14 protein-coding genes are annotated in these 17,230 nt (G+C 66.9%); 2 read left to right on the forward strand and 12 right to left on the reverse strand.

Going from position 1 to position 17,230, the window contains the following annotated elements; all coding sequences use genetic code 11:
* Window positions 1-314 precede the first annotated feature (314 nt).
* Window positions 315-1,223, forward strand: coding sequence for a helix-turn-helix domain-containing protein (locus FFI87_RS33580; protein WP_012371995.1), 909 nt, complete (start codon window positions 315-317; stop codon window positions 1,221-1,223).
* Window positions 1,224-1,323: 100 nt separating this feature from the next.
* On the opposite strand, the gene FFI87_RS33585 is transcribed toward FFI87_RS33580, so the two are convergent.
* The gene (locus FFI87_RS33585) at window positions 1,324-2,265 is read right to left on the reverse strand and encodes an MBL fold metallo-hydrolase (RefSeq protein ID WP_012371996.1); all 942 of its coding nucleotides are present in this window, start codon (window positions 2,263-2,265) and stop codon (window positions 1,324-1,326) included.
* Window positions 2,266-2,507: 242 nt separating this feature from the next.
* On the opposite strand from FFI87_RS33585, the gene FFI87_RS33590 reads away from it, so the two are divergent.
* Window positions 2,508-3,413 (forward strand): LysR family transcriptional regulator, encoded by a 906-nt coding sequence (locus FFI87_RS33590; protein WP_012371997.1) that lies wholly within the window; start codon window positions 2,508-2,510, stop codon window positions 3,411-3,413.
* Window positions 3,414-3,431: 18 nt separating this feature from the next.
* Here FFI87_RS33590 and FFI87_RS33595 read toward each other — a convergent pair whose 3' ends face one another.
* The 11 genes from FFI87_RS33595 to FFI87_RS33645 form a co-directional block, all read right to left on the reverse strand.
* Window positions 3,432-4,913, reverse strand: coding sequence for an alginate export family protein (locus tag FFI87_RS33595; RefSeq protein ID WP_138850659.1), 1,482 nt, complete (start codon window positions 4,911-4,913; stop codon window positions 3,432-3,434).
* Complete coding sequence (locus tag FFI87_RS33600; RefSeq protein ID WP_138850660.1) at window positions 4,913-5,842, reverse strand: VOC family protein; 930 nt, start codon at window positions 5,840-5,842, stop codon at window positions 4,913-4,915. The genes FFI87_RS33595 and FFI87_RS33600 overlap by 1 nt, the downstream gene beginning before the upstream one ends.
* Before the next feature lie 149 nt (window positions 5,843-5,991).
* The gene (locus tag FFI87_RS33605; protein ID WP_012372000.1) at window positions 5,992-6,531 is read right to left on the reverse strand and encodes a hypothetical protein; all 540 of its coding nucleotides are present in this window, start codon (window positions 6,529-6,531) and stop codon (window positions 5,992-5,994) included.
* 138 nt (window positions 6,532-6,669) lie between these two features.
* Window positions 6,670-7,719 (reverse strand): patatin-like phospholipase family protein, encoded by a 1,050-nt coding sequence (locus tag FFI87_RS33610; RefSeq protein WP_012372001.1) that lies wholly within the window; start codon window positions 7,717-7,719, stop codon window positions 6,670-6,672.
* 76 nt (window positions 7,720-7,795) lie between these two features.
* Window positions 7,796-11,251 carry an adenylate/guanylate cyclase domain-containing protein gene (locus FFI87_RS33615; protein WP_138850661.1) on the reverse strand — a complete coding sequence of 1,152 codons (3,456 nt, stop codon included), beginning with the start codon at window positions 11,249-11,251 and terminating at the stop codon, window positions 7,796-7,798.
* An 88-nt stretch (window positions 11,252-11,339) separates the two neighbouring features.
* Window positions 11,340-12,095 carry a histidine utilization repressor gene (gene hutC / locus FFI87_RS33620; protein ID WP_012372003.1) on the reverse strand — a complete coding sequence of 252 codons (756 nt, stop codon included), beginning with the start codon at window positions 12,093-12,095 and terminating at the stop codon, window positions 11,340-11,342.
* Between the two features lie 54 nt (window positions 12,096-12,149).
* On the reverse strand, window positions 12,150-13,643 hold the full coding sequence (hutH, locus tag FFI87_RS33625; protein WP_012372004.1) for a histidine ammonia-lyase: 1,494 nt from the start codon (window positions 13,641-13,643) through the stop codon (window positions 12,150-12,152).
* 7 nt (window positions 13,644-13,650) lie between these two features.
* Window positions 13,651-14,442, reverse strand: a complete 792-nt coding sequence (locus FFI87_RS33630) for an ABC transporter ATP-binding protein (RefSeq protein WP_011660730.1) — start codon at window positions 14,440-14,442, stop codon at window positions 13,651-13,653.
* Window positions 14,443-14,470: 28 nt separating this feature from the next.
* Window positions 14,471-15,217, reverse strand: a complete 747-nt coding sequence (locus tag FFI87_RS33635; RefSeq protein WP_138850662.1) for an ABC transporter permease — start codon at window positions 15,215-15,217, stop codon at window positions 14,471-14,473.
* 12 nt (window positions 15,218-15,229) lie between these two features.
* Complete coding sequence (locus tag FFI87_RS33640) at window positions 15,230-15,952, reverse strand: ABC transporter permease (RefSeq protein ID WP_138850663.1); 723 nt, start codon at window positions 15,950-15,952, stop codon at window positions 15,230-15,232.
* 92 nt (window positions 15,953-16,044) lie between these two features.
* Complete coding sequence (locus FFI87_RS33645; RefSeq protein WP_012372006.1) at window positions 16,045-16,905, reverse strand: transporter substrate-binding domain-containing protein; 861 nt, start codon at window positions 16,903-16,905, stop codon at window positions 16,045-16,047.
* Between the last annotated feature and the right edge of the window lie 325 nt (window positions 16,906-17,230).

Here is a 17,230-nt window from a genome sequence, read left to right on the forward strand (position 1 = left end):
GCCGTTCAGGGCGGGTTCAAAGTCTCGAAAATGTGGGCCGAGTGTATACGCGGATTTCGTAAAAATCTTGAAGGAAAATGCGCTGACGCGCCGCGCCGGCGGCCGCCGCCCGGCGGGAATGCAGATCCGGCGATATCATTCGCCCCAGCGGGTTCGCATGCTGGTCAGGCCCCGGCACCGCGCGAAACGGTCCACAGCAAGCATTTCGTCAAGCAGCGGACATTTGTTCAAGTTATCCTCGGCCTATCGGGCTCGCTGTATGTACCGGACGCAACGATGCTCGCCCGTCGTCCGACTCCGAAGGATTCTCCGCCATGCCAGATGCCCTCGTCGCGCCCGCCGCGGCACCACCCAAAGACACGCTCGGCTGCATCGCGAACCTGCTGTCCAAGGATATTGAAAGGTCCGCGGGCGGCCTGACGCTCCATCGCAAATGCATGCGCGACGAACAGTTCGAGCGCATCGAGATGGCGGCCAGCGATCGCGGCTTCCTGATCGGCGTATCGTTGAATGCCGGCCACCGGCGGACGATCTACCGCGGGTCCGGCAAATCCGAGCGGCGGTTTCAGCACAACTCCATCTACATTCGCGACTTTTCGCGAAATTTCCGCGCCGACCTCTACGGCAAGTTCGATTTCGTCCTCGTCGAGCTGTCGCATCGCTATCTGGGCGACCTCGGCCGTGAGCACGACGGTCTGGAAATCGGCGGCCTGAGTTGCGCGCCCGACGTGCAGGACGCGGTGCTGGGCCACCTCGCGCAAGCCGTCGCCGACAGCCTCGACGGGTCCGGCGCGCTGAACGCGTTGTTCGTCGAGCAGATGGGGCTCGCGATCGGCACGCATCTGGCCTGCCGTTACGGCCATGCGCGCGCGCGCGACCTGGAGCGCAAGGGCACCCTGTCGCCGGTGAAGGTTGCGCTCGCCAAGGAGCTTCTGATGGAGAAGGCGGACCTCGGCGTGTCGATCGAGGAAGTCGCCAACGAATGCGATCTGTCGCGCGGCTATTTCATCCGCGCGTTCTCGCGCGCGACCGGACGCACGCCGCATCAATGGCTGCTCGAACAGCGCGTGGTCCGCGCGCGCCAACTGATCGAGACGACCGACATGACGCTCGCGGAAATCGCGGCCGCCTGCGGCTTCTCGGACCAGAGCCATCTGAACCGCCTGTTCGCCCGCATCGTCGGCCATCCGCCGGGCGCATGGCGGCGCGGCATGGCGCGCTGAGCCGCCTGTGTCGAGGGCCCGTTCACGCCGGTCACGGGCACCCCCCCGGCGCGACGATTTTTTCCCACGGCGGAACCTGCGTTATTGACGTGAACAGGCGCTATTTCAGCGGCGTCTCGTCGTAGTTGACCGGCACCCAGTCGTACCGCTCGCCGTCTTTCCGCAAATGCCCGAGCCCGGGAAACGCGATGTGCGCGGCACCGACCAGATACCGCTTGCCCGCCACGCGCGCGAGCGTGTCGCGCCGCGTGCGGCGAGCCGCATCGGCATCGGTGTCGTACTGGACGGTGGCGGCGGTGTCCTGCAACTGGATCGCCGCGACGTGGACGATGTCGCCCCACGCGAGCAGCCCCGCGTTGCCGCTCTCGATCAGATAGGCCGTATGGCCCGGCGTGTGGCCCGGCATCGGCACCGCGCGAATGCCGGGCGCGAGCGTCGCTTCGCCGCGAAACGTACTGAAGCGCCCGGCCGCGACGTAAGGCGCGACCGACGCGGCCGCCGCATCGAAAAACGACGCGAGGAACGCCGGCGCCTGCGCCTTGCCGTCCGGATCGAGCCAGTATTTCGCGTCGATCTCGTTCACGCGGACGGTCGCATTCGGAAAGGTCATCCTGCCGTTCGAAACCAGACCGCCGACATGATCCTTGTGCAGATGCGTGAGCAGCACTTCGTCGATCTGCCCGGCCTCATAGCCGGCCGCGCGCAGATTGGTGAGCAGCTTGCCGCAGCAGTCGCCGTAGAGCGCGCCGGCGCCGGTGTCGACGAGGATCCGCTTCGACCCGGTGTCGATCAGGAACGCGTTGATCGACCCTTGAACCGGCGGCTCGAGAAATTCGCGATCGAGATCGCGCCGGATGGCCTCCTTCGACACGTCGCGAAACACCGTATCGATCGGAAACGGATGCGTACCATCCGACAACGCGACGATCCGCAGGCTGCCGAGCTGCTGCCGATAGAATCCGGGCGGCTGGCGCCCGCCGCCCGGCTCGTCCGCGAATGCCGCCGACGCGACGATGCCGAGACACCCCACGACGAGCAGCATGCGGCCCGCGCGTGCCGCGCGTGTACACCAGTTCAGGTTCTTCTTCAAGTGCGATCCCGGGTTTGCGTATCGACGATATGCCGTGACACCGAGCTTAACCGTCAGGACCGGGAATAATCCTGAGCGACGCATGAATCGTTCTGAACGCGGGATGCGATGCGATCCACGGCCACCGGCCGGCGATAGAATGCGAACGGCATGCAACGCATCGTCGCGACAGCGACACGCACCCCGACGACGACATGGACAAATTCTCCGCGCTGCGCGCGTTCGTTGAAGTAGCGGAAGCCGGCGGCTTCTCCAGCGCAGGGCGCCGCCTCGATCTCGCCGCTTCGTCGGTGGTGCGCGCGGTGGACGCGCTCGAGGCATCGCTCGGCACCGTGCTGCTGAACCGCACCACGCGACAGGTCACGTTGTCCGATGCGGGCGCCGTCTACTATGCGCGGGCGAAGCAGCTGCTCGAGGCGCTCGCGGAAGCCGATGCACTCGTCGCCGATCGCGGCGACGAACCGTCCGGGCCGCTGCGGGTGTCCGTGCCGGTCGCATACGGCATGCACCGCATCGCACCGCAGGTCGGCGCATTCCTCGCGCGCTATCCCAGGCTCGATCTCGATCTGCAACTCACCGACGCACGCGTCGATCTCGTCACCAGCCGGATCGACGTCGCGATCCGGCTCGGCGAAGCGGCGCCGTCCGCGGAAGTCGTCGCACGGCAGCTCGGCACGTTCCGGCGGTATGTCGTGGCGAGCCCCGACTATCTCGACGCGCACGGCACGCCATCGACGCCGGGTGAGCTGGTCGATCATGGCTGCCTGCGCTTTCACTTCGGTGGCGATCAGCAGGCGTGGTCGTTCGTCGATGCGCACGGCGCGACGAAGGTGCTCGTCACCGGGCGACTGAAATCGAACCACAGCGAAGTATTGCGCGCCGCCGCGCTCGATGGCGGCGGCATCGCGCTGCTGCCCGACTGGCTGGTCGATGCCGACGTCCGGGCGGGCCGCCTGCGCAGGCTGTTCGAACAGTACGACGTCGTGCCCGACGCGGCACGCTCGATCGTCACCGCGCTCTACCTGCCGAATCAGCGGGGCTCGAAGCGCGTCACCGCGTTCATCGATTTTGTCGAGGCGCAGGCTCGCACGCCGTGCTGAATCGCACGGCATGCGGTGTTACCAGCCGAACTTCGCCTCCATGCCGACATAGTCGGCATTGCGCGCGCCGAGCGCACGAATCGAATCGGCGACCTGGAAGTGCACGGCTTCGACGGCAAGCGCCACGTTTGCATTGACGAGCCAGTCCACGCGGGCCTGCGCATACATGCCGGTCCACGCACTGCCCTTGCCGGCGGTGCCGGGCACCGCCGACATCCCTTGCCCGTAGATCGCGTCGGCCGTCGTCGCGCGCCACTGGAAGCCGACCGCGGTCATGACCGTCACGTTGCCGGCCGGCTTGAACGTCAGCGACGGCTTCACGTGAAGCAGGTTGCTGTAGCCGGTGTAGCCGGCAAGCGTGAAGTAATAGCCGTTCGGGAACAGCGGGTTGAAGGTGCCCATGCGCCCGTCGCCGGGATGCCTGTCGCCCGATGCGCCGTCGACCTGGATGCCGATGCGCGGCGTGCCGGCCGTTTTCGCGAACGTGTAGCCTGCGAGCGTGCCGAATGCCCACGCGCCGATCGTGTCCGGTCCGATGTGCCCCGTCTGGAGCATCGCCTCGGCGTCCCAGTCGAATTGCCCCGATTTGCCCGCGTAGCGCATGTCGAACACGTCGCGTCGTTCGGTGCCGGCGCCGGCGAGATAGCGCGCATTGTCGCGGGTATAGCGCGACCAGTACGCGGACAGATCGCCGGGACCGGTGCCGCTGCGCTCGACGCGCACGCCGTCGAATCTCAGGTGCCGGTTCGAGACGTCGTCGAACACCGCGTCGTTGCGGTATTGCACCGGGCGCGTCACATAGCCGATCAGCCGCCATTTGCCGATTTCGTAATTGGCCCACAGCGCGTCGAACGCCTGACGCACGTTGGGACCGTCGCGCACCGACACGAATCGCTGCAAGTCGAATGCCATTTCCTGCCGGCCGATGCGCGTCTTGAAAGTGCCGCCGCCCAGCTGATCGACATACGCGACGAACGCCTGTTCGATGTCGAGCTGATCGCGATCGACCACCCCGACCGTATCCTTGCCGAACGGCCGGGAATCGACGAACTGGACGAACGCCTGGAAATGCCCGGCATAGCGCAGATCCGCGTGCACGTTCGCACGCTGGATCACGTAATTGTCGTCATGCGCGGCGCCCAGCCCGAACAGCGGCGCATTGTTCAGCTCGAAGCGCTCGCGCAGGTTCGCGCCGAGCGACAGGTAGGTCGACGGATCGCCGCCGAGCGGGATGTACTTCAACGCGTCGAGCGGCTTGCGCGGCACGCACGGATTCGCGAGCACCGACCAGTCTTCCTGCCAGCGGTTGAACAGCACCGTGGGCCGCTTCGCGGTGCACGACGTGCCGGCGGCCACGGCCGCGGCGGGGGCCGGGTCCGTGGCCGCGGCCGACGATGCGTCGGCACCGGCCGCCGTACCGGCGTACGTCGCGGCGCCCGCCGCCAGCATGGCGGTCGGCAGGACGCCCCGCCACGCACGTTGCGTCGACCGATGTCCCATTACTTCGACCGCGCGTGGATCTCGGCGACATAGCCGCCGGGGAACTGCACGAGCGCCGCGTCGCGGCCGTCCGACGCAAAGGTCGGCACGAGCACGGTCACACCGGCCGCCTGCGCCTGCTTCAGCGTGGCGGCGAGATCGGTCACTTCGTAGCCCGTCATCTCGCGGCCGAACGGGTAAGGCAGACGGCCATCCGTCGCGAGCACGGTCATCTTGCCGAAGCCCGATTCGATGCGGATCCGGCGGAACGTATCGTTCGGCCGGCCGATCTCGACGCCCGGCGCGTGGCGCACGTCCGACACGACCTTGCCGCGCGAGAACGCGACGAAATCGCGCACCAGCTTGTTCGCGCTTTCCGGCGACACGTACACGCGGTTTTCCGGCACCGTCTGCAGCGCATCGTAGTGCGGCGCTTCGGTATGCCAGTACAGTTGCATGTTCACGCCGCCCGGCCAGCGGATGATCGCATCGCGGCCGATCGGGTCCGGGAACGTGTCGACGATCACGTCCGCGCCGTGCGCGCGCGCCGACTTCACCGCGACGTCCATGTCGGTGACGAGATAGCCGGTGCGCTCCTCGCAGAACGGGTACGGAATCGGCGTCTTGAAGCCGAACACCGACACCGTGCCGACCGGCGTGAGCACGAGCTGCGACATCGTCTGGCTCGGCGTCGGCGTGACCTGGAACACGCCCTGCTTCGACTTCTTGCCGCCGAACGTCGCGACGAAGCTGTCGGTAAAGCGGTCGAAATCTTCCGGCGCGACGCAGACGTGCGTCGTATCGTATTGCGGGCCGACCGTGACGGCCGGTACACGCCCGGATGCGGATTCGACCAGACGCGTCGTATCGGCGTGGGCCGGCGCGTTCGCCAGCAATGCGCCGAATACGGCCGTCGTCAGCAATACCTGTCGCAACTTCAGTGCAATCATCGAGTTCTCCTTGAGCTTGCCGACAGGCGTGCTGCCCGTGTGGCGGTTCGAAACAGACTAGTGGAGGCTGGCCTGAATGTCATGGCGGCATCCTGAATTGTTCTGAATATGCCGCCCCGGCTGCGCAGCTTCATCGATAATGCCCGCCGTCACGCCGGAACCGGCAAACCCAGCCGCCAGCTCAGGTTCCCGCGCGCACGCGCCTCGCAGCGCGTGTAGAAGAAGTCGGTCAGATAGATGCGCGGGCGTTCGAGCAGCCCGCGCAGGATGGCACGTTCAAGACGGTCGTAAGCGCGGTCGTCGAGATCCGGGCGCTCGGCCCGCAGGCGCCGCCCGTCTTCGCGAAACCGGCTGCGAGACGCACCGAGCACGGCCAGGTCGATGTCGCACACGAAACGGGAATCCGGTTCGGCGGCAACGCCCGCATGGGTGGTCGCGAGAATCATCGCGCAGACAAGGTCGCACGCGCGGATGCGTCCATCCGCCTGGCGCCGGAACCAGTCTGCGCTACGCTGCTCGTTATCCTGCGCGCCGGGGACGAAGATCACGTCATGGAACCACAGCGCGAGCTCGACGGCCTCCGGTTCGGGAATCGCGCCGCGCGCGAGGTCGAGATGACGCAAGCAGCGCCGTACATGCAACAGCGTATGGTAATGGCGCGCCGGCTCCGCATAGCACCGCGACAGCATGCGATAGACATCCTCGGCACGTGCGCCGCCGCAGCATGACCACAACGCAACGAATCGCGCCTGCGTCCGGTTCACGTTCGCTCCTTGGCGCGGGGCGCCCGCGCACGATCGCCCCAAGCCGACATTAGCGCGATGCGCTCAGAAAAATTCCCTGCGAATGTCGATGCTCGACCGCTGCCCGATGTTTCCGTAATGATGCGCGAGCCATGCGTCCGCTTCGCGCCGCCCGTGGTCCCGCAATTCGCTCAGAAATCCCCAATCCGCGTTGTACTTGCTCGATACGCTCAATGCGCTCAGCGCGTCGTCCGCGCGAATCGAATGGATCAGCATTTCCTTCATGTCGCCGCGCTTGACCGTGCCGTCCCGGATCAGGTCGGTGACGAACGCGATGGCGCGCATCTCGCGCATCAGCGACGAGTTGAAACTGATCTCGCTGATACGGTTGAGAATTTCCGCGGCCGTGACGGGGACACCACGGCGCACGAGCGGATTGATGTGCACGATCACGACGTCGCGCGTCGCGCAGTTGTAGATCAGCGGATAGATGGCCGGATTGCCCATGTAGCCGCCGTCCCAGTAGTACTCGCCATCGATCGACACCGCCTGGAACAGGGTCGGCACGCATGCCGATGCAAGCACCGCGTCGGCACTGACATCCTCGCCCGTGAAGATGCGTATCTTCCCGGTCTCGACGTTGGTGGCGCACAGGTACAAGCGGATCGGACAGTGCTTGCGCAGCGCGTCGAAGTCGACCCGGCGCTCGAGCACCTCGCGCAGCGGATTCAGGTTGTTCGGATTGAACTGATAGGGCGAGAAAATGCGCAGCATCATGTCGGCGAACGCATAAATCGGCGAATGATCGAGCCCGAAGCTGTGCGTGCCCTTCAACCACGGCGCCCAGCGCAGCGGGTTGTAGTGCTCCGCCGATTTCGCGACCGCCTCCCAGAAATCGTGCAGCGCCTGACGCGCACCGTCCTCGCCGCCCTGCAGCAGCCCGTACGCGAGTACCGTGGCGTTCATCGCGCCGGCGCTGGTGGCGCTGACGCCCTCGATGTCGAGCCTGCCGTCTTCGATCAGCCGGTCGAGCACGCCCCACGTGAAGGCGCCGTGCATCCCGCCGCCCTGCAACGCCAGCGCGACCGGTTTGCGCGGGACATCGCGGTGACGTCTTGTATGCGTGATTGTCATGCCCGTCTCCTCAAGCAGCGGCGGGGCGCGCGCGGCACGCGGTCACACGATGCGTCGTCGTGCGCCCCGGGCCCGTTCATCCCGCGCGCGCGCCCAATGCATCCAGCAGCGTCTTGGCCTCTCGCAGGTCGCTCGTGTCGAAGCCTTCCGTGAACCACGCGTACACCTCGGACAGCGCTTGCGTCGCCTCCACGGTCTTTCCCCGTCGTTGCAACAGCCTGGCGAGGTCCGACGCCGCCCGCAATTCCAGCGCCCTGGCACCCTGCTGGCGCGCTCGCGCGATCGCCTTGTGAAGGCAATCGATGGCTTCGTCGTCGCGTTCGGGTGCCGCGCCTTCGTTGCCCGCGCCGTCAGCCAGATAGATTCCGGTGAGCCGGTACACCTCGGCCTCGTAGCAATGCTCGCCGGATTGCTCGACGATCGCCCTGGCCTCTTCGAGCATGCTCAGTGCCGAGCGCTTGTCGCCCGCGCGCCAGTAACTGTCGGCGAGCAACGCGAGAGAGTAAGGACGCTGGTCCTCGCCGCCGGCTGCCCGCTGCGCGTCGAGGCCCTGCCGCATCTGCGCGATGCCGTCCTCGAGGTTTCCCTGCGCGCTCATCGCCCAGCCTCGCAGCACCGTTCCCCACGCGAGCCAGTACGGCAACCCGTGCTCGGTCGATACGGCGATGACCGCGTCCGCGCGCTCGGCGGCGAGCAGCGGCTCGCGCCGCAGTTGGTGCAAGTGCGCGGTGTAGGTCAGGCTAAACGCCAGCGAAGGCCCGTAAGAAAGGCTCCGCGCGAGCGCCAGTGCTTCGACGCTGCATTCGAGCGCCTGGTCGGGATACCCCTGAATCCACAGGGTCAGCACGAGGAAGCTGAGCGCCCGGATGCCCGGATCCACGCCGTGCGCGAACACGTGCGCCTGATGCTGCTCCGGGTCGTAGATCGCACGGGCCTGTTCGAGGTGCGTGCGAGCCGCAGCGAATTCGCCCTGCAGAAAGAAGCACGACCCCAGTGCGCTATGTGCCTCGATGAGGAAGCCCGGATCGTTCGCGTCCCGGGCCGTTTCGAGCATCTGCTTGCCCAGCTCGGTCGCGAGCGCATACTCGCCGCGCACCACGTGATGCATCCGCAATCCCAGCTGCGTCGCGAAGCGCGGCGATGCCTCGCCGGTCCGCTCGCACAGCTCGAGCGCGCGCGTATAGATTGCGCCCACCTCCGTCGCGCCATACCCGCGCACGTCCATCAGGACCGGCCCGAGCGAAAGCAGCAGCGTCAGCTCCCAATGCGCGCGCACGGGTGTGTCGGGCAAGCCCTTCAGCAACGCCAGCGCCGCGCCGAGGTGATTCATGGCATCGTGATGGGCGGCATGGCGCAACGCCTGCTGGGCCGCACGATGCAGGTATTCGACCGCCTTCGGAATGTTGCCGCTCTGGCTGTAGTGGTGCGCAAGCTCGCTGCAGTAATCGGCGATGCGCGTCGGGAACAGCATCTCGATCGCCTGCGCGGTGCGCTCGTGCAGCGTGGTACGCCGCTCCGTGAGCAACGAGCGGCCGGCCACTTCCTGGGTCAGCGCGTGCTTGAACGAATAATTGACTTCGGGGAAGGCGGGACGCTCGTAGATGAACTCCGCTGCTTCCAGATGCGCGAGCAGACGCCGCAGTTCGTCGTCCCGTGCCGGCGCCTCGCCGCAAATCCGCCGGATCAGGCTGAACGGAAACTCGTGGCCGATCACGGCGAGCGCCTGCAGCAGTTCCTTTTCGTCGAGCGGCAGCCGGTCGATCCGCGCAGCCAGCACGCCCTGCACGGTGGTGGGAATGTGCAGCGTCGCCGGGGTCTCCTCGATCCGATAACGCCCGGCCTCGCCGAGCAGCGACTTCTCTTCGACGAGCGTCTGGACCACTTCCTCCATGAAGAACGGATTGCCCTCCGTCTTCTCCAGAATGAGCTGCTTCAGCGGCACGAGCGAGCGATCCTCGCCGAGCAGCGCCGCGAGCAATCCCTGCGCATCCGACGGGCCCAGCGGTTCGAGCCGCAGCGTGCTCCAATGCGCCGCGCCGGCCCACGCGGGCCGATACTCGGGCCGGTAGTTCACCAGGAGCAGGATGCGTGCGTCCGGCACGTGGTCGATCAGATACGTGAGGAAGGCTTCCGTTTCGCGGTCGAGCCATTGCAGATCCTCGAACAGCAGATGGAGCGGTTGATTCCGGCTCTCGCGCACGAGCAGCTGCCTGATCGCGTCGAAGGTGCGCTCGCGCCGGATCTGCGGATCCATCTCGGCGAGCACCGGGCTGCCTTCGCCGATGCCCAGCAGATAGAGAACGTACGGCACGAGTTCCTCGAAACTGCGCTCGAGCGTGAGCGCCTTGCCGATGACCTTTTCCCGGCAGCGCCGCTCGTCGTCCTGGGTCGTGATCTGGAAATAATTCTTCAGGAGTTCGATGAGCGGCAGATTGGGAAACGCCTTGCCGTGCGATACCGAGAACGTCTCCAGCACCAGCGCGCCACGCCGCGAACGCTCCTTGAACTCGTGGAACAGGCGCGACTTGCCGACGCCGGCTTCCCCCACCACGCCGACCACGCGCCCGTGCCCGGCCCGCATGGTGTCCAGCGCGCGGTTCAGGTGCTCCATTTCCGTTTCGCGGCCGACGAACCGCGCGAGGCCGCGGTGCGCCGCCAGTTGCAAGCGGGTGCGCAAAGCGCCCAGGCCCAGCACCTCGTAGACGCACAGCGGCGCGGGAATTCCCTTGAGTTGCGTCGCGCCCAGCGCCTTGAATTCGAAATAGCCCTCGGCCAGCTTGTGGGTCGACTCGCTGACGAGAATCGACGTCGGCGCCGCGATGCCCTCGATCCGCGACGCGATGTGGATCGTATGTCCGAGCGGATCGTACTCGGTGTGCAAATCGTCGGTGCGGATCGAACGGACGACGACCTCGCCCGTGTGAACGCCGACGCGAATCTGCAGAGGAATGCCTTCCTGCAGACGAATGCGATCGCCATGCTGGCGCATCGCCTGCTGCATGCGCAACGCGGCGAAGAGCGCGCGCTGCGCATGGTCTTCGTGGGCGATCGGTGCGCCGAACAGCGCGAGGATGCCGTCGCCGAGCGATTTCGCTACATACCCTTCGTAGTAATGGACCGCCTCCATCATCAGCTCGACCACGGGCACGATCAGGCGATGCGCCACTTCGGGATCGAGATCGTGGATCAACGCGGTCGACCCGGCCATGTCGGCAAACAGTGCGGTCACGGTCTTGCGCTCGCCGGCGGGCTCGCCGCGCGCTTCCATGGCCGCGTGTTCGGCACGGATCCGCTCGGCAAGATGATCCGGCGTGTAATGAACGGGAGTCGGCGGGAGCTCGGGGGCCGATGGCCGTGAAGGTGGCGGCGCCGCAGCGGTCGTCTCGAGCGACGCTCCGCAATTGCTGCAGAAGCGGGCCGCGGGGTCGGCGTCATGTCCGCATCGCGGGCACGTGCGGGACAGCACGGCCTGACATTCCTGGCAGAACCTCGCACCGGGAGGATTCTCGGACCCGCATAGTGTGCAGCGCATAAAACCCTCTCTTCCTGCCAAGGGTCGACCTCAAAACATTATGCGCCACTCTCCGCGGGTATTCAGGGCCAACCGGCACCAGTTAACCCTACATCTTCCCCGCCAGATGGAACCGCGATGCCGGATGCCACAGCCTTACCGACGTGGCGACCTGCTCGCCGACCCACGTGCGGCGCCGCAATAGCAGACACGGTTCGCCGATCTCCATGACGAGATGCCGACGCACCTGCGCACTCGGCTTCTCCGCGTAGATGCGGAACTCCGCGCGCTGGATCGGCGCGAGCCGCACCATGTAGTGATTCGGCGTCTCGAGCGTGAAATCCTGCTCCAGGTAGTCCGGAAACAAGGCCGGGTTCACGTAGCGATCCTCGAACTGGATCGGCTCGTCCTCCTCGTAATGCACGATCCGCGAATGAAACACGGGCCCCGTGCGAAGCCCCAGCGCCTCGATCGCCTCCGGCTCGACGCTGCGTTCGAGCAGCAACACGCGCGCGCTGTGCCGATGACCGCGCTCGGCAATCTCGTCCGCGATGTTGCGGATCTCCAGCACCGTCGATTCGTAATGCCGGCGCTCGACGAACGTGCCGGCGCCCTGGATGCGCGTCAGCACGCGCTCGGTGGTCAGCTCGCGCAGCGCGCGCGACACCGTCATCCGTGCGACGCCGAACTCCTTGACCAGCTCGGCCTCGGTCGGAATCGCGCCGCCCGGCTTCCAGTCGCCCTTCGCGATCCGCTCGACGACGTAGCGCTTGATCTGCTGGTACGCCGGCAGCGCGCGTGCCGGCACGTCGTCCCCCGACGTGCCCGCCCGACGCGCCGGTGTGTATCGTTCCGTTTCGTTCATGCGCCCTCGACCGATTGAAGGTTGGATGCCCCGCCGCCTGTCACCCTCACACCGCTACAGCACCGACGGCGGCACGCCCGCGACGATCCCGGCCGCGATCGCGATGTCGTCGGCAAGCGGCCGGTCGTCGTGATACGCGGGCACGCGTTCGCGCACCTGTCGCCACAGCGCATCGGTCGACGCGGCACGCGCCGCTCCGCTCGCCTGCAAATCGTAGGCCTGCGCGGCGGCCAGCAGCTCGATCGCGAGCACGCGGGTCGTATTCTCGATGATGTCGAGCGCCTTCAGCGCGGCGGGCGTCGCGTGGCACAGATGATCTTCCTGCAACCCCGACGTAATGCCGCCGTCGAGGCTCGCCGGCGCCGCGAGCCGCTGATTCTGCGCGACGAGCGCGACCGCCGTGTACTGCGCGATCATGAAGCCCGAACACGTGCCGCCGGGCGCCGCGAGAAACGCCGGCAACCCGCTCACGAGCGGATTGACGAGACGGTCCAGACGCCGCTCGGCAATGGCCGCCACCTGCGCCATCGCGGCCGCGAGGCTGTCCATCGCAAGCGCGATGCCCGCGCCGACCGCATGCGCCTGCGAATGAACGACCGGTGCGTCGCGCGTACCGGCGACGATCGGGTTGTCGGTGACGGACGCGAGTTCGCGGTCGACGACTTCCGCCGTCACCGCGAACACGTCGCGCGCCGCGCCGTGCACATGCGGAATCGTGCGCAGGCTGAGCGGATCCTGCGTATGCCGCCCGCTCGCCGCGCCGAGCATCGGGCTGTCGGCGAGCATCGCCCGCAGGCGCGCGCCGACGTGCCCGATGCCGGGCGAGATCCGCAGCGCGAGCGACGCCGGGTCGAACGCGGCGAGCTGCCCGCCGAGATTCTCGAAGCTCGCCGCCGCGATCCAGTCGGCCCAGTCGAGCAGCCGCTCCGCGCGCGCCAGCGCGAACGCGGCGAGCCCCGTCACGCACGGTGTGCCGTTGACCAGGCTCAGGCCTTCTTTCGCGCCGAGCGCGAGCGGTTCGCGACCGATGCGGCGCAGTGCCTCGTCGCCGCGCATGCGCTCGCCGCGATGGCGCGCATGACCCTGCCCGATGCACACGAGCGCGACATGCGCCATGTGGGTCAGGTAGCCGACCGAACCGTGCGCCGGCACCTCGGGCAGGCAATCGTGTTCGAGCAGCGCGACGAGCTGTTCGACGACGTCGGCACGCACGCCCGAATGCCCATGCGCGAAGTTGTTGATCGCCGCCGCGATGATCGCGCGCGTTTCGGGCGCGCCGAGCGGCATGCCGACGCCGACCGCGTGGCTCATCAGGATGTTGCGCGACAGCGTGCTCTGCTGGGCCGGCGACACGATCACGTCGCACAGCGCACCGACGCCGGTATTGACGCCGTAAGCGCGGATCCCGCGCGCGACGATCTCGTCGACGAGCTCGCGCGCCGCGGCGATGCGCCCGCGCGCATCGTCGGTCAACGCCAGCGGTTCGCCGGCCGCGACGGCCGCAACCTGCCGCCAGTCGAGCGGCCGTGCAGAACGGAATACGGTCATGACGTCCTCAGTTCGCGGCGCGGTCGTGATGGCTCGACACGAACTGGCGGAAGCGCTCGGAACACTGGCCGCCGAACAGCGCGTCGGGCGGCCCGTCCGAATCGACCTCGCCCTGATGCAGGAACATCACGCGATTCGACACGTGCCGCGCGAAGCCCATTTCGTGCGTGACGACCAGCATGGTGCGCCCTTCCTCGGCGAGCGAGCGCATCACGCGCAGCACTTCGCCAACCAGCTCCGGGTCGAGCGCCGACGTCGGTTCGTCGAACAACATCACCTTCGGATGCATCGCGAGCGCGCGGGCGATCGCGACGCGCTGCTGCTGGCCACCCGACAGGTGCGCGGGATAGTAGCCGCGCTTGTCCGCGAGACCGACGCGCGCGAGCAGCGCCTCGGCTTCCTCGACCGCTTCCGCGCGGCTGCGCTTGAGCACGCGCAGCGGCCCTTCGACGAGATTGTCGAGCACCGTCATGTGCGACCACAGGTTGAAGTTCTGGAACACCATCCCGAGCTGCGAGCGGATGCGATCGACCTGCCGCCGGTCGCCCGGCTGCAGCTTGCCGTCGCGTGCGCGCTTCATCTTCAGTTCCTCGCCGGCAAGCGCGACGGAGCCGTCGTCGGGCGTTTCGAGCAGGTTCAGGCAGCGCAGGAAGGTGCTCTTGCCCGAGCCGCTCGCGCCGAGGATCGAGATGACGTCGCCTTCGTGCGCGTCGAGCGAGATACCCTTCAGCACATGATGATCGCCAAACGACTTGTGGATGTTCTTGACCGACAGCGCAACGGGAGCAGCGGTGTTCATCGGATTCTCCGGGAAAGGACGGGGGCGCTCAGGACGCAACGCGCCGGGGATTGCGTGCCGCCGCGGCGGGCGCACCGGATGGCTTCGGCGCACGCAGGTGGCCGGAGAGTCGCCATTCGAGCGCGCCGAGCAGGCGCACGATGATGAAGTTCAGGCCCAGATAGATCAGGGCCGCGCACACGAACACCTCGGTCGTCCGGTAGGTCTGCTGGATGATCTGCTGCGCGACGCCCGTCACCTCCCAAACGGTCACGAGACTGGCGAGCGCGGTCGACTTGACCAGCAGCACGGCTTCGGTCGAATACGCGGGCAGGCACTGGCGCAATGCGATCGGGCCGATCACCCGGCGCAGCAGCGCGAAGCCCGACAGGCCGATCGAATAACCGGCCTCGATCTGCCCGACCGGCACGGCCATCAGCCCACCACGCAGGATCTCGGCCGTGTAGCCTGCCGTGCACAGCGCGAGCGACAGCACCGCGCACACATACGGCTCGCGCAGCAGCGGCCAGACGAAGCTTTCGCGGATCACGCCGAACTGGCCGAGCCCGTAGTACACGAGGAACATCTGGATCAGCAGCGGCGAGCCGCGAAACACGAGGATGTAGGCGCGCGCGAAGCGGTTCGGCAGCCAGTGCGGCGACACGCGCATCGTGACGATCACGAGCGACAGCAGGCCGCCGAGCACGAGCGACGCGAAGAACAGGCCCAGCGTGGTCGGCACGGCCGCGAGCAGTTGGCGCAGCGTGCCGAGGAGGAAATCGAAATCGAAAGACATGCGTGCTCTCCGTCAGTTGCGCGCGAAATTGCGGCGGAACGAGCGGCCGACGATCGCTTCGGCCCGGTTGAACACGCGGTTCGACAGGCCCGTCATGACCAGGTAGAGCGCGCCGCCCGCGACGAAGAACACGAAGTACTGATGCGTCGAGCTCGCCGCGATCTGGCTCGTGCGCAGCAACTCGGCGAGGCCCGTGACCGAGATCAGCGCCGAATCCTTCAGGCTCAGCTGCCACACGTTGCCGATGCCGGGCAGCGCGAAGCGCAGCACCTGCGGCACGAGGATGCGGCGCAGCACCATCGCGCGCGGCATGCCGATCGAGCGCGCCGCTTCGAGCTCGCCCTTCGACACCGCGAGCACCGCCGCGCGATACACCTCGGCCTGATAGGCGCCCGAGATCATCCCGACGGCGAGTGCGCCGATCACGAACGGCGGCACGCCGATGAAGCCTTCCGCGCCGAACCACTGACCGATGGTCGTGACGAGCGTCGAGCCGCCGAAGTAGAACAGATAGATGACGAGCAGTTCGGGCACGCCGCGAAACACCGTCGTGTACAGGTCGCCGAGCAGGCGGGCGCCGCGGTGGCGCGACAGCTTGGCCGCCGCGATCGCCGCGCCGATCACGGCGCCGACCGCGAGCGCGGCGAGCGTCAGCGCGACCGTCATCAGCGCGGCGAGCAACAGCACGCCGCCCCAGCCCTCGGTACCGAAGCCGAGCATTTCAAGAATCGCCATGCGTGCCTCCCGGCAAGCGTTGAATGAATCCGCAGGATGCGTGCCGCCGCGCGTCGTTCGAGCCGCTCACGCGGCGGCGGCCGGCCACGCGCTTACGGCGTGACGTCGGTCTTGAACCACTTGTCGGCGAGTTTCTTCACGGTGCCGTCCGCGAGCGCCGCGCCGATCGCCGTATCGAACTTCGTCTTCAGGTCGGCGTCCTGCTTGCGGAACGCGAGTCCTTCACCCGGGCCCCAGATCGGTCCGCCGAGCTTCGGGCCCGCGAGCACGATCGACGCGTTGTCCTTCTTCGCGTTGTTCGCCGCGTAGTACGTGACATCGTCGAACGACGCGTCGATGCGACCCGCGACGAGGTCGAGATCGCGCTCAGGCGAGGTCTTGTACACGCGGATCGACGCGATGTCCTTGAAGCTGTCGTTGATGAACTTCGTGTAGACGGTGCCCGACTGGATGCCGATCGTCTTGCCCTTCAGCTGCTTGCGCAGCGTGTCGACAGTGGGCCTGTCGGCATTCGCGTCGCCGGTCAGCTTGACCATCGGCGCGCCGGGCGCGGCCTTCGGCAGGATCTTGGTATCGGTGACGGCGAAGGTCGCCGGCGTGGCCGCATACGGGCGCGAGAACAGCAGGATCTTCTCGCGCTCCGGCGTGATCGAGATCGCATCCATCAGGACGTCGAACTTGCCGGCCTGCAGACCCGGAATCATCCCGTCCCAGTCCTGCGCGACCATGTTGCACTGCACCTTGATCCGCTCGCACACGTTGGCGAGCAGTTCCGGTTCGAAACCGCCCAGCTTGCCGCCCGGCAGCGTGAGGTTCCACGGTGCGTAGCCGCCTTCGAGCGCGACCGTCACCGTCTTCCATTCCTTTGCCTGAACCGGTGCGGCGAGCGTTGCCGCCGCGGCCGCGATGGCGCCGATCGTCCTGATTGCCCACTTGATGCGCTTGCCGTTCACGAGAGTTTCTCCTTGCGTTGAAGTTCGCCATCCCTTCGGTGCAGCAAGCCGCCTCAGGAATTTGTCTATACAAGCATGCAAGAAGAAAAACAGCGAGACAAGCAGCGATCAAAAAAAACCGGGAAAACGCGGGAAATCCCCTAATTTCAGGGCTCTGACGTGCGTCATCGAGGGGAATCCGGGCACGGATTTGGTGCAATTCCGGCGGTCGAATCGCCAGGATGACTAGACAAATTTTGAATTCGATCGGGAGCGGGGCCGAGAGACTCGGCACGGACGACCATCACAATTCATCTGACGATGAATCGCGTCCGTGCCGATCCAG

It is taken from the genome of Burkholderia sp. KBS0801 (assembly GCF_005937855.2).
GTDB lineage: Bacteria > Pseudomonadota > Gammaproteobacteria > Burkholderiales > Burkholderiaceae > Burkholderia > Burkholderia ambifaria.